Below are 13,822 nucleotides of genomic sequence, written 5' to 3' on the forward strand. Positions count from 1 at the left end.
AATCCAGCAGGTTTCTCTACATGATAAATGTATGTCGAAGGACAAGCTTTTATGAATAGAAAAGTGTCAGGTGCCCAGGTTAGCTTTCTTTATCCCAGCACACAACAAAAAACCCATTCGGGCTTCAATGAATGAAGCCCGAATGGGTTTTAATAAGTAATCTTAAGCGTTCAAATCCGCTATTTTCGTTTCTGCTGGAACCTCTTCATTAATACGTTCCACATCAGCACCCAATGATGCTAATTTACCATGGAAATTCACGTATCCTCTGTCAAGATGCTTTAATTCTGTAACACGGGTAACGCCCTCTGCAACCAATCCAGTCAGGATAAGCGCAGCAGCAGCACGCAAGTCAGTGGCAGAAACTTCTGCACCTTGAAGGTTGGTTGGCCCGTTAACAATAACAGAACGACCTTCTATTTTAACATTGGCATTCATGCGACGGAATTCTTCAACATGCATGAAACGGTTCTCGAAGACGGTCTCCGTGATCATACTTGTTCCTTCAGCACGCAATAATAATGCCATCATCTGTGATTGCATATCAGTCGGGAAACCAGGATGGGGCATTGTTTTAATATCAATGGCTTTCAAGGTTTTAGGACCAATTACACGCAATCCATCTTGTTCTTCGATGATCGTAACACCCATCTCTTCCATTTTGGCAATGAGGGACGTAAGATGTTCAGGAACGGCACCTTGAACAAGAACGTTACCACCAGTAAGTGCAGCAGCAGTCATAAATGTTCCAGCCTCGATGCGGTCAGGTATAATTGAATGTTCAGCACCATATAATTTATGGACACCTTCGATTTTCAATGTACCCGTACCAGCGCCCTTAACTTTGGCACCCATTTTATTAAGGAAGTTAGCTAGATCCACGATTTCAGGCTCTTTCGCCACGTTTTCCAGAATAGTCGTACCTTCAGCAAGTGTCGCTGCCATCATGATATTTTCAGTGGCACCTACGCTTGGGAAATCAAGATACACTCTTGCTCCCTTAAGTCTGCCATCTACCTCAGCGTCAATGAAACCATTGCCGACCTTCACTTTTGCTCCCATCGCTTCAAAGCCTTTTAAATGCTGATCGATAGGACGGGAACCGATGGCACAACCACCCGGTAAAGCAACGCGGGCCCGGCCATTCCTTGCTAATAATGATCCCATTACTAAAACGGAAGCTCTCATTTTACGTACATATTCAAATGGTGCTTCGTCTAATAACTCTCTTGATGCATCTACAGTTACTTGATTATCATGAAAGGCAACATCTGTGTTTAAGTTGCGCAATACTTCGTTGATTGTATATACATCGGAGAGCGTAGGAACGTCTTTAATGATACTTTTCCCATCACTTGCTAATAATGTTGCAGCGATAACTGGCAAAACGGCGTTTTTAGCACCTTCTACTTTAACTGTCCCGCTAAGCCTGTTGCCGCCGCGGACGATGATTTTTTCCAAAAGTATTCCCCTCCGCGTCCATTTTCTCTATATTAATATTCAAACGTTATGATTGGTGTGCCAATTACAAAGTTCGTCCGGTCACCCAATCCTTCTGTCCGTAGCCCAAACTGCAAATTTAATTTTTCTTTAGTCAAAGGTTGTTTAAACAAAGTTGAATGTGCAGATATAGATGTAAAGTTTGTTTCATGCACACTCTCAATTTCCCTCGCTTGGAACTTATCTAACAGGCTTTCGGTTTTAGAGTTTAAAATCGAATCCATATTATCATTGATAGACCCCGTAATACAAGAAAAAATTGAAGGAGTTCCCTTAAATATGTCTTTCACTCTATTTTGGTACGTACTGGTAAAGTAAGCAGGGTAGCCTTCCTTCCATTCTTGTCCCTTGACTTCGTAAATGACATAGGTAACTTTATCAGATTCATCCTCGGTTGTCATCAATTTAATAGACTCCGTCAGGCCCGAATCGGCATGGTAAAGTAACGCCTCAGCCTTCTGTGCGGAAGCGCCGTCTTCCCGGTTCCAATCAAATTGAGGATATTTTCGTTTTAATGCGATCACTTCTCTTTCAAACTCTTGTTTAGTTGTGATCTCTTTATTTTTCTCGCGCGCGTACACAGACCAATCTCCTATGTTTACCGCTTTATCTTGTTGCAGTAGCTCCACCAATTTCACTATATCGGCTTTGCCTTTTGCCACAATTGTACTATTCCCAATTAAAAACACCGTCAAACCAAGAATTACTATGTATAATAACATTTTTTTACTCTCTGCAAACATGTTAAATCCCTCCCCTTTAAAGCATTATTTCCAAAAAAGGAGAGTTCATACTTTTCATTTCCTGACATTTGATGATGCTTTCTGCTAATGCTATAAAAATCAGTAGAATAATGGCGAATACAAGAAGAATCATATTTTGCTATACATGAAATCTTATAGCTTATTTATCATCGCTAAACATATAAGGAAGTTGGTTAGCAAGTCCTAGGTAGTCAAGGAAGAAATCACTCACAACAGAACCAATGGCCACCGTCAATAAAATATAAAGTACCCTAGCCTTAATGACCGAATTGGATCTTAATATCTTATCAAAATGTAAAGCCTGCAGAGCCCACCATGTAACTGCGATGAAGAACAAGTGGGAAACGATACCCAGCAAGGCCTGCTGTCCCATTGTTGAAAACATGTACATACCTCCTAAAAGACACCCGTCTTTCATTCTATCACAAATCCCCTTTAAATTTGGAATTTAAAAGGAAAAATCGTGAAAAATCTTTCAGAATTAAAAGACAGAGACTGTATCCATTGGAACCAGCCTCTGATAAAGGCATTATATCACTCACTTGAAATAAAGTCTTTAAAATCCCCAAAATGGTTATGCAGGAAATCAAAGGCAAGATTAGGAGCTAATCCAAATAGGATCGTGCCGCCTATACAAACCATTATAACGATGGACAAACCCGAACGCACCTTTATTAACTTACCGGAATGGTCCGGCCGGAAAAAGACTTGGACCAATAATCCAAAGTAATAGACATAGGACACGATTGTTGCCGCAATCATGATCCCTGCAAGGACATAATGTCCCGGTTCCGTAATGAAGGCGCCGAGAAAGATATTCAGTTTGCCAATAAAGCCTGCCGTTCCCGGGATGCCTGCCAACGAGAGGATAAACACGGTAAAGGCTATGGCCAGATATGGTGACTTCTTCCCTAGCCCCGCAAGGATACTGATGTCCTCTGAACCGCTTCGGATTGAGAGCACTTGAATAATTGCAAAAGCACCAATGTTCATCAGTGTATAAGCAAGTAAGTAAAACCAGACTGTATCCAACAAGAAGTACCCGCCGCCCAATGTGGTTACGGCTACAAGAAGGTATCCTGCATGGGCGATACTCGAATAAGCGAATAACCGTTTTAAATTTTGCTGTCTTAATGCAATCACATTCCCTACGATCATCGTCACCGCTGACACTAAAGCGATATATCCACTGTTTTTCTCGAAAAAGTCGAATGCCCCGAGAGTATCCCCAGGTGCAGTCAGGAATAAGGAGAGAAAAATACGCAGAAGGATTACAAATCCAGCTGTTTTCGAGATGACGCTTAAAAAGGCAGTGACGGGCGTAGGTGCCCCTTCGTAAACATCCGGAGCCCACATGTGAAAGGGGGTAGCGGCAATTTTAAAAGATAAACCGATGAAAACCATGAAGAAAGCGAGCCCCGTAATGTAGAGCAGTTGACCATCTGTCATGCCTGCCATCGTTCGGCTCATTTCCCCCAGATTCACCGATCCCGTCACACCATACAAATAACTCATGCCAAACAGAGTGATGGCTGTAGAGATTCCTCCATTAATTACGTATTTCATGGCCGCTTCATTGGACTTCGTATTTTGTTTACGTATGCCCGATAATATATAGGAAGAAAGTGATAGCAACTCCAGCCCAATAAATAAGGTGATCAAGTCCCCACTTGATGTCATGATCATTGCTCCAAGCAACGCCGCCAGGAACAGATAATAAAATTCCCCGCGATGCTCCTTCAACCCTTCCTTGGGCTCATAGCTCTCTGCAAGCAGGATGATTAACCCCGCTCCTAACAGTAAGATTAGCTTAAACGCTTTTGCAAAAGAATCTAACCGAAAAGTATCGGATAAGATACTTACCGTTTCAAAAGAAAACAAACTTATCAAGGAAAAAAAGGCCAGTATGATACCGGTAAGGGCCAACCAGGCCAGCTTTCTCCGATTAAAATGCTTTGGCCAGAATAAGTCCAATATGGAAAGGGCCATCGCCGTTCCAAGGATGACGAATTCCGGCATCATCGCTCCCCAATGATATGAAAGCATCGTATTCCAATCCATCTTCATCGCCCCCCTACGGCTAGCATGATTGCGTCAATCGTTCCTTGAAGAGGCCTGCCGAGTAGATTCGGATATACACCGATCGCTATAATTAAGCCGAGAAGCACTGCCGTCGGTACCATTTCCTTACCCTTAAGATCATATATCTCTTTCTCTATTAAGCTATTATCCTTGCCGAATGTCATCGTCAGGACAGCCCTCAAGACGTAGATAGCTGTTAAGATGAGACCGATGGCGCCAATTGCAGCAAGCACCGGCTGGCTCTTAAATAGGCCAAGGAAGACCATGAATTCACTGATGAACCCTGACATGCCCGGCAAACCAAGAGAAGCCATCCCCCCGGCCAGCAGAAATCCGGAAAAGAGCGGCATCGACTTGGCTAGGCCTCCAAGCCGGTTAAGCAACGTCGTACCTGTCCGTTCATACAACACAGCAACCAAAAAGAATAGGAAAGCGGCAATCAACCCGTGTGATACCACTTGAAAAATAGCCCCCTGCAAACCCGCTTCATTCAAGGCACCAAGCCCCATCATCACGATTCCCATATGTGAAACGGACGAATAGGCTAAAACAAGCTTGAAATCTGTCTGCACTAACGCTAAGAAGGCACCATACAACAAGCTGATGACCCCAAAGAGAACAATGATGGAGGCAAGCGTTTGATATTGGTCTGGAAAGATTCCCATTCCAAACCGGATGATTCCGTAAGCGCCTATCTTCAAGAGAATCCCTGCATGGATCATGACAATCGATGGTGGCGCCTCGGCATGAACCCGCACCATCCATGTATGGAAGGGAAACATGGGCAGTTTAATGGCAAAAGCAATCAGGAGGGCCAAGCATAGTCCATATTTCATCGAGCCGGAAACCGGTGCAAATAGAGATACACCACCCATTGTCATCATCTGTGTCAAAGCCGCGATATTCGTCGTACCTGTCCGGGCGAACAATATCAGAATCACCACCAATAAAATGGCCGATCCTATTCCGTTATAGATCAAAAACTGATAAGAAGCTTTTTCTTTCTCAAGATATCCCCACTTGCCAATCAAGAAGAACGTCGGGACCAAGGTCATTTCAAAGAAGATGAAAAACAAGATGAGGTTTTCCGCCGTAAAGACGCCAAGCATCCCAATCTCTAAAAGTAAAAATAATAGGTAATACCCTTTCCACTCCCTCTTTATGTAAAAGGATGCCAGGGCCGCCAAAGAGGAAATGATTGTCGTCAACAATAGAAAGACAAGGGTTAAACCATCCAGACCCAATTCAAAATTCACCGCGAATAAATTTGGGTCATACATCGAAAGATTCCCAAATCGAATCCAGTTCACCTTGATGTCAAGAGAAGAGAGTGCTATCCCCGAATAGTACTGTACAAGTAAAAATAACGTCAGTATAAGGGGCGGCAGTGTCCCAAAGAAACCAAATTGCTTAATGGTCCTTTCCTCGGTTCTAGGCATGAGGGCCACCATCACCATACCAAGCAGCGGGGAAAACACCAACAATGTGAGTAAGTATACGTTCATCTTAAATACCCCCCAGTGAACGCAAAGATGACCATCAGAACCGCAAGTCCGAGAAAGGCTATAACGCCATATTGCTGTACCTGTCCCGTTTGAAGTTTAGCCCCCATTTTCCCTAAACCTTCTATGGAGTTACTCACTGTGGACACCAATCCTCCGATAATGAACTTTTCCATATAAGATAGAAACAAGCTAAGGCCTCTGGTAAGATAGCCTACGGTAAAGTAGTACATCTCATCTATGAAGTACTTATTATCTAAAACTCTATATATCATGGAGTCCTCTCCCACCAGCCAACTCCGTGATAGCGCCCTTTTTACGTAGATGAGATACGCCAGGAATATACCAGCAAGTGAAAAGAGAATGGCTAACAACATGATCCAAACCGGTCCCTCATGATGACTGACGCCTAACAGCGATTCATTTCCATCGATGAGCCAGTCTCCAAGAAAGGCCCCAAACCATGGAGTTTGTATATATCCGCTGAGCACGGCAAGCACCGCAAGGACCATCATTGGAACCAACATGAAAGAAGAAGGATCTTCGACTTGATTGGCAGGACCTCTTGATTCTCCGGCGAAAATCATGAAAAACAAACGGAACATATAAAAGGCCGTCAAAAAGGAGGTAATCAAAGCGAGCGTGAATAGTAAGTAGCTCCCATTCCCCCAGGCCGACATCAAGATTTCATCCTTACTGAAAAATCCTGATAAAAGGGGAAACCCCGATATCGAGAGCGTGCCAATTAGGAACAACGGACCCGTCAGCTTCAACTTCTTCCATATCCCACCCATTTTTTCTGCATCCTGTGTATGTAAAGCATGAATAACACTACCTGCTGCCAAGAACAGCAAAGCTTTAAAGAAAGCATGGGTCATTAAATGAAACACCCCTGCGACATACCCCGCCGTGCCCAACGCCAGCATCATGAATCCAAGCTGGCTGATGGTTGAGTAGGCCAGCACTCGCTTCACGTCTTTTTGGACGAGAGCAATGCTAGCGGCGAAGATCGCGGTAAAGCCACCCGTCACGGCTACGACCTGCATAGCTGCCGAACTTGCAAGAAACAGAGGAAACATCGTGGCTACCAAGTAAACGCCTGCCGCTACCATAGTTGCCGCGTGGATCAAAGCGGAGACCGGTGTGGGCCCTTCCATCGCGTCAGGAAGCCATGTGTGAAGTGGAAACTGTCCGGATTTTCCGACAGCCCCGATGAAAATCAGAATGGCGATTAGCGTCAACCTTCCCATCGAGATATCCCCCGTTTGAACAGCTGAGAAAATATCCCCATATTCGAAGCTTCCAGTTTCCCAGAATAATAGAATAATTCCAATGAGAAGTCCCACATCGCCAATCCTGGTCATGATAAATGCCTTTTTCGCAGCGAGCTTCGCTTCCTGTTTATGAAAATAAAAACCGATTAATAGGAATGAGCCAACTCCAACAAGCTCCCAGAAGATATATAGCTGAAGTAAATTCGGTGCTATGACAAGCCCAAGCATGGAAAAGGTAAAGAAACCAAGGTAAGCATAGAAAGTGGAAAACCGCTCTTCCCCTTTCATGTATTCCACCGAATAAATTTGAACAAGCAGACTCACCAGAGATACGACCACAAGCATCAAGGCATTCAGCTGATTGATTTCAAATCCTGCCGTGAGTTGCGTCCCACTGATAGAAAGCCAATCCATCGCCATCTTATAAGTAGGTCCCTGCAGCCGTTCCACCAAAACGATTACAGATAAAATGAACGATGTGAGTGTGAACAGTATTCCAATATAGGCGCCTTTTTCCCGCCACCGTCTACCGTATAAAAGCAGTAACACGAACGAGACGAGTGGAAGGATCGGTATGACCCAAGCATTCTCCATCATCGTATCAAATCCCCTTCTTCATACCTTCATTTGTATGAACCGTCAATGCTTCATCGTATCCATTTCATCCACATTGACTGTTTTTCGATTTCGGTACAGAGCCATTAAAATGGCTAGCCCCACAGCCGCTTCGGCTGCAGCGATTGTAATCGTAAATAATGAAAACACCTGACCCGTAATAGACGGAGTTACCCCAAATTTACTGAAGGCAACCAGATTGACATTCGCGGCATTCAGCATCAGTTCAATCGATATCAAAACAATAACTGCATTTCTTTTCGTCAAGGCACCGTATAGCCCGATGCAAAATAAAACGAGTGCCAAGACGAGGTAAGCAGACAAGGGAACACCTGTCATAACTTTCCTCCCCCCTCTTCCTCATCATCTTTTTTTGCCAAGACTATGGCACCGACCAAAGCGACGAGCAGGAGCACGGAAAGCACTTCAAATGGAATCACATACTTTGAGAACAGCTCGATTCCGATTTGTTTCGTATTTTCCTCATGCAGGGTCGATGGCTGAACCGGTATATCCAGGTTGTAAATGCCTAGATAAACCACTAAGGCAAAGCCGGCAACCCCTAAGATCAAAAAGAACTTTCGCCAACCGTCCTTTGCCGGTTCCTCCTTTTCATGATGGCGCGTCAGCATGATTCCAAACAGCATCACGATCGTAATCGCCCCGGAATAGATGAGGATTTGTACGACAGCGACAAATTCCGCCGATAAAAGCAAGTAAATGCCTGCAATGCTTAGGAATGTAAAGACCAGTGCAACCACCATGTGCACCACTTTCGTTAACGTAATCAGCAGTACCCCGCCCACTATCGCGACGGTTGCCAAGCCGATAAAAGCAAGTAATTCACCAGACACACTCATACCTTATTCACCTTTCGAATATTCTCATCATTCTCATCCAACCACTCCAGATTTTTAAATAACTGATCCCGGCTATACTCAGCCAGTTCAAATTCGTTCGTCATCACGATTGCTTCGGTGGGACAAACCTCCGTGCATAAATCGCATAAAATGCATATTTCAAAATTGATGTCATAGGTATCGATGATTTTTCCTTTTTTCGTAGGATCTGGATGTCTTTTTCCCGTTAACTGAATGCAATCCGTCGGACAAATCGTCACGCACTGATTACAAACAATACACTTTTCAGGATAGAATTTTTGAATTCCCCGGAACCGATCAGGGAGTGGCAGTGGCTCATTCGGATAGTCATACGTCACCTTTTTCCGGGTCAGGTTCTTCAGCGTGTACGTTAGACCTTTTGCTAACCCCAGCATATGGATCCCCCACTTTCTGAAAATCTTTAACGTCTAAAATAGTTTGAATAGTTCTTTGAAAAGCGCAGTCAAAAATATATTGGCTAACGCTACGGGCAACAAGACCTTCCAACCAAACTCCATCAATTGGTCCACTCTTATACGTGGAAACGTAACGCGAATCCAAACCAATACGTAAAAGACTAAACTAAACTTCAAGCCAAACCAGATGGCTCCCGGAATAAAATCCAGAAACGGCATAGAATTCCATCCACCTAAAAATAATACAGTGGTTAACGTAGCCATTGCAAACATATAGACATATTCCGATAACATAAAGAAGGCCCAACGAAAGCCGGAATACTCGACATGGTAGCCTGAAACGAGCTCTGATTCCGCTTCTGGAAGATCGAAAGGTACCCGATTCAACTCGGCCACCGATGCGATAAAGAATACGAAGAATGCAATGGGCTGAAGGAAAATGAACCAAACTTTATCCTGAGCAGCAACTATTTCGTTCAGGTTCAGGCTCCCCGTCAAAAGGACGATTCCCACTACTGACATGACAAGCGGGATTTCATATGAAATCATTTGTGCCGCCGCACGCATCCCGCCAATCAAAGAATACTTATTGTTGGATGCCCATCCAGCGGTCACGATGCCAATCGTCGTTATGCCCGATACCGCCACATAATAAAGGAGGCCGACACCTATATCCGCAAATTGAAAAGCTTCTGTGAAAGGCAAGGTGGCCAGGACCATGAAAGCCGGAGCAAAGGCGATCACGGGAGCTAATATATACAGCGGTTTATCCGCTTTTTTCGGTATGGTGTCTTCCTTAATCAAAAGCTTTAAAACATCGGCAACGGTCTGTAAAAGCCCCCATTTACCCCCAAGTTGATTCGGACCCACCCGCATCTGCATGAACCCCATGATCTTCCGTTCCGAGAGGATGCCATAGGTGACAAACCCTAACACTACGAATAGGAGCAGGACCGCCAAGCCAAAGAAGATGCCAAAGTTGAGAAGGCTAGGAGCTGATTGAAGTAGATTGTGGATCATCTAGCCATCCACCTCCCCTAAAACGATGTCAATCGCCCCAAGTATCGTTATCAGATTCGCCATATTTTCCCCTTCAAGCAATTTGGGCAGGATTTGCAGATTATAAAAGGATGGTCGCCGGAATTTCAAACGGTACGGCTCCTTTTTCCCTTCACTCGCAATATAGCAGCCTATTTCCCCTCTTGGCGATTCGATTCGGACGAACGCCTCCCCTTTTGGGACCTTGATGATTTTCGGGACCTTGGCAAGGATCGGCCCCTCAGCAGGAAATTGCTTTACGGCCTGTTCCAGGATTTTCAAGGACTCTTCTATTTCTTCCATCCTGCAATGATAACGGGAAAAGGCATCACCTTCTTCACGGGTGGGTACATCGAATTGGAACCGGTCATAAATGGAGTAAGGCTCATCTTTTCTTAAATCAAATTTCACACCCGTACACCTTAAATTAGCGCCGCTCAATGAATAGGAAAGTGCATCTTCCTTTGAATAAACGCCCACACCCCTGACCCGGTTCATAAAAATCTCATTGCCTGTAACCAGTTGGTGGTACCCAGCCAGTTGCTCCCTCATGTAGGGGACAAACTCTGCCACCTTTTCTATCCAATCCTCCGGAGCGTCCCACTTCACGCCTCCAACCCTCATGTAATTAAACGTCAGCCGTGCCCCCGACAATTCGGTCAATAAATTGATGATCATTTCCCGTTCACGAAAGGCGTATAAAAAGGGACTTGTCGCTCCAATATCAAGTAAGTACGTTCCCCACCACACAAGGTGGCTGGCCACACGGCCCAACTCCATCGCGATAACACGCAAATATTCCGCGCGGTCAGGTACCTCCACCCCCATCATGGTTTCAACTGCATGGCAAAGTACATAATTATTAGTCATCGCCGCTAAGTAATCCAACCGATCGGTATAGGGGATGATCTGTGTATAGTGCAGATTTTCAGCCAGCTTTTCCGTTCCCCGATGAAGGTACCCAATGACTGGGGTGGCCTCTTTAATGATTTCACCGTCGATTTTGATGATAAGCCGGAACACGCCATGCGTACTGGGATGCTGTGGCCCGACATTAAGCAACATCTCTTCCGTCCGTAACATTGAGCTACACCTCCACGTCATAGGGCTGATAATCTTTACGAAGCGGATATCCAATCCAATCTTCTCCAAGCAAGATCCGCTTTAAATCCGGATGCCCTTGGAATACGATGCCGAGTAAGTCGTATGCCTCACACTCCGGCCAATTTGCTCCCGGCCATAAGGGCACCAACGACGGGACAGAAGGAGTATTCCTATCAAGTTTCACCTTCAGTGCAACTGAATGATTTATTAGAAAGGAGTACAGCTGTACATACATTTCCATATGGGTCTCAAAGTCGGTGCCATGCAACTCTGATAAGTACTGAAAACTTAACGTTTTATCATGGCGTAGAAAGTCTGCAATTTGGAAATATGTATCAGGTTTAGCTACCAAGGTGGGAATATCTTTGGAAAGGGTATTAATATAGTAATCTACTAGGACATCTTCTCCCAAATGCCGTTCAATGGCCTGAATAAGTTGATCGAGGATAGGTTGGTTGGGTGAAGGTGCTTCTGGGGTCGCTTCGGGACTTTCTTTTACAGTATTCTTTGCCTTTGCGGCCGCCGCTGCCTTTGCTTTTGCTGCAGCGATGGCTTTAGCCTTCGCCTTTTCGGGATCTTCTTCTTTATTGGTCGCTCCTTTCTTTTTGGCTAGTGCAGCAGCCTTGGCCTTCGCTACGGCGGCTGCCTTCTGCTTCGCTATATCTAAGTTGTCTCCTCCCCCTTCTGTTCCGCTCCCTTTTGCCTGTTTTCGTGCCAGGGCTGCTGCTTTTGCCTTTGCTGCGGCAGCTGCCTTCTGTTTCGCTATATCTAGGTTGTCTTCTTCTCTTCCTTCTGTTCCGCTCTCTTTTGCCTGTTTTCGTGCCAGGGCTGCTGCTCTCGCTTTTGCCGCGGCGGCTGCCTTCTGCTTCGCTATATCTAGGTTGTCCTCTTCTGCTTCTGATTTACTCTCTTTTGCCTGCTTTCGGGCCAGGGCTGCTGCTTTTGCTTTTGCTGCGGCCTCCTTTTTCTGCTGAGCTAAGTCTTGCTCATCACTCATTTAAATCACCCGCTTTCCGGTTTTGGCTTCATATCTGATTTTTTCTTTCAATTTATTGATTCCGTAAATCAGTGCTGCCGGATTAGGAGGGCACCCAGGAATATAAACATCAACAGGCACAATCTGGTCTACCCCTTTAACCACTGAATAGGAATGGACATACGGGCCTCCAGCCGTTGCACAGGATCCCATTGCAATCACCCATTTCGGTTCTGGCATTTGGTCATATAGGCGCCTTAAAATAGGGGCCATTTTTTTCGTCACTGTGCCAGAAACGATCATGACATCCGATTGTCTCGGTGAAGTACGAAAAAAGGAACCAAATCGATCCAAATCATAATGGGAGGATCCCACCCCCATCATTTCAATAGCACAACATGCGAGCCCGAAAGTCATTGGCCATAATGAATTGCTTCTAGCCCACGCCTTTACTTGCTCAAGCGTGGATAAAAAGACACTTTGACGCATTTCTTCCATTTCTTCACGGGTGAGGTTATCTAATTTCAATTCCACTTTAACACCTTCTTTTTCCAAGCATAAATTAGGCCTAACAATAGGATAAGGACAAAAAATAGCATCTCAATCAGAGCAAACAATCCCAATTCATCATATGCAACCGCCCAAGGATAAAGAAAAACGGTTTCTACATCAAAGATGACGAACATCAATCCAAATAAATAATACCTGACATTGAACTGAACCCTGGAGTCCTGAAAAGGTTCCACTCCACTTTCGTAGGTCGTATATTTCATCTCATTCGGTTTATTTGGTCTAAGAAGCTTTCCAAGAAATAGTGCCACTAGTGGAAGTAAGATTCCTAAGCTGAGGAAAACGAATACAATTAAATAATTATTTTGGTAAATATGCAGCTGTCCCATGTCCATCACCCTTTATAGAAGAATCATGTTTAAATGGTACACTTGTCTTCATTTTAGGTAAGTAACCCCGTTTTAAAAAAGTATGCGGGTACACCTTTTTTTAGAAGCAATCTGATATTCCGAGACTACATCCAATAAATGTAAGCGTAAACATTATAACATTCCGTAAAACGCAGTGTCATGGCTCAGCGAATCAAATAGGGAAATACTTTTCCTCCAAATCCGATAATTTTTTATAATTGTCAACATCGTACTACATGATGTGACAACCGATTAATTCAATGTGGCCTTTTGCTAAAATATAAAAAAGCACCCCACTTTCCAAGTGGAAAGTGAGGTGCTTTTTCTTTGAAATTTATCGCATTTCTGCAATTTGAATCCGGTTTACAGCCCGTTTAAGTGCTAAATTAGCTCTTTTCGAGTCATTAGATCCATCATTGTTCTGCAATCTTTGTTCTGCACGTGTTTTTGCTGCTTGAGCACGTGCAAGATCGATAGTTTCAGCTCTTTCAGCAGATTGAGCTAAAATGGTTACCACATCAGGGCGAACTTCTAGGAAGCCACCATTTACAGCTACATAGTCTGTGTTGTTTCCATTTTTAAGACGAACAGCACCGATAGTAAGGGGAGCTACGGTTGGAACGTGTCCAGCCATAATTCCCAGCTCACCACTTTTAGCTTTCGTGCTTACCATTTCAACTTCTGCTTCATATACTGGGCCATCGGGAGTAACAACATTGACTTTAATGGTCTTCATTTCATTACCTCCTA

15 protein-coding genes are annotated in these 13,822 nt (G+C 44.4%); all 15 read right to left on the minus strand.

Going from position 1 to position 13,822, the window contains the following annotated elements:
- Positions 1-162: 162 nt before the first annotated feature.
- Entirely contained in the window at positions 163-1,461 is a 1,299-nt protein-coding gene (gene murA, locus ACIQXU_RS14835; RefSeq protein ID WP_402990460.1) for a UDP-N-acetylglucosamine 1-carboxyvinyltransferase, read from the minus strand.
- A 32-nt stretch (positions 1,462-1,493) separates the two neighbouring features.
- Positions 1,494-2,243 (minus strand): YwmB family TATA-box binding protein, encoded by a 750-nt coding sequence (locus tag ACIQXU_RS14840; RefSeq protein WP_402990463.1) that lies wholly within the window; start codon positions 2,241-2,243, stop codon positions 1,494-1,496.
- A 160-nt stretch (positions 2,244-2,403) separates the two neighbouring features.
- The gene (locus ACIQXU_RS14845) at positions 2,404-2,649 is read right to left on the minus strand and encodes a DUF1146 family protein (RefSeq protein WP_402870379.1); all 246 of its coding nucleotides are present in this window, start codon (positions 2,647-2,649) and stop codon (positions 2,404-2,406) included.
- A gap of 149 nt (positions 2,650-2,798) precedes the next feature.
- The gene (nuoN, locus tag ACIQXU_RS14850; RefSeq protein WP_402990466.1) at positions 2,799-4,325 is read right to left on the minus strand and encodes an NADH-quinone oxidoreductase subunit NuoN; all 1,527 of its coding nucleotides are present in this window, start codon (positions 4,323-4,325) and stop codon (positions 2,799-2,801) included.
- A gap of 2 nt (positions 4,326-4,327) precedes the next feature.
- Entirely contained in the window at positions 4,328-5,851 is a 1,524-nt protein-coding gene (locus tag ACIQXU_RS14855; protein ID WP_402990469.1) for an NADH-quinone oxidoreductase subunit M, read from the minus strand.
- Positions 5,848-7,719 (minus strand): NADH-quinone oxidoreductase subunit L, encoded by a 1,872-nt coding sequence (nuoL, locus tag ACIQXU_RS14860; RefSeq protein ID WP_402990472.1) that lies wholly within the window; start codon positions 7,717-7,719, stop codon positions 5,848-5,850. Before nuoL ends, ACIQXU_RS14855 begins: the two co-directional genes overlap by 4 nt.
- Positions 7,720-7,761: 42 nt before the next feature.
- Positions 7,762-8,076, minus strand: a complete 315-nt coding sequence (gene nuoK, locus ACIQXU_RS14865; RefSeq protein WP_402870369.1) for an NADH-quinone oxidoreductase subunit NuoK — start codon at positions 8,074-8,076, stop codon at positions 7,762-7,764.
- Positions 8,073-8,597, minus strand: coding sequence for an NADH-quinone oxidoreductase subunit J (locus ACIQXU_RS14870; RefSeq protein WP_402990474.1), 525 nt, complete (start codon positions 8,595-8,597; stop codon positions 8,073-8,075). Before ACIQXU_RS14870 ends, nuoK begins: the two co-directional genes overlap by 4 nt.
- Positions 8,594-9,013 (minus strand): NADH-quinone oxidoreductase subunit NuoI, encoded by a 420-nt coding sequence (nuoI, locus tag ACIQXU_RS14875; RefSeq protein ID WP_402870364.1) that lies wholly within the window; start codon positions 9,011-9,013, stop codon positions 8,594-8,596. Before nuoI ends, ACIQXU_RS14870 begins: the two co-directional genes overlap by 4 nt.
- Before the next feature lie 33 nt (positions 9,014-9,046).
- Positions 9,047-10,054, minus strand: coding sequence for an NADH-quinone oxidoreductase subunit NuoH (gene nuoH, locus ACIQXU_RS14880; RefSeq protein WP_402990477.1), 1,008 nt, complete (start codon positions 10,052-10,054; stop codon positions 9,047-9,049).
- Positions 10,055-11,155 carry an NADH-quinone oxidoreductase subunit D gene (locus ACIQXU_RS14885; protein WP_402990480.1) on the minus strand — a complete coding sequence of 367 codons (1,101 nt, stop codon included), beginning with the start codon at positions 11,153-11,155 and terminating at the stop codon, positions 10,055-10,057.
- 4 nt (positions 11,156-11,159) lie between these two features.
- Positions 11,160-12,173 carry an NADH-quinone oxidoreductase subunit C gene (locus tag ACIQXU_RS14890; protein ID WP_402990483.1) on the minus strand — a complete coding sequence of 338 codons (1,014 nt, stop codon included), beginning with the start codon at positions 12,171-12,173 and terminating at the stop codon, positions 11,160-11,162.
- Entirely contained in the window at positions 12,174-12,650 is a 477-nt protein-coding gene (locus tag ACIQXU_RS14895; protein ID WP_402871312.1) for a NuoB/complex I 20 kDa subunit family protein, read from the minus strand.
- 26 nt (positions 12,651-12,676) lie between these two features.
- Positions 12,677-13,051: an NADH-quinone oxidoreductase subunit A gene (locus ACIQXU_RS14900; protein WP_402870349.1), complete on the minus strand. Its 375-nt coding sequence runs from the start codon at positions 13,049-13,051 to the stop codon at positions 12,677-12,679.
- 355 nt (positions 13,052-13,406) lie between these two features.
- Positions 13,407-13,808, minus strand: a complete 402-nt coding sequence (locus ACIQXU_RS14905; protein WP_402870346.1) for a F0F1 ATP synthase subunit epsilon — start codon at positions 13,806-13,808, stop codon at positions 13,407-13,409.
- Positions 13,809-13,822: the final 14 nt, after the last annotated feature.

The sequence above is a fragment of the Peribacillus sp. NPDC097284 genome, assembly GCF_044761765.1.
Classification (GTDB): domain Bacteria; phylum Bacillota; class Bacilli; order Bacillales; family DSM-1321; genus Peribacillus.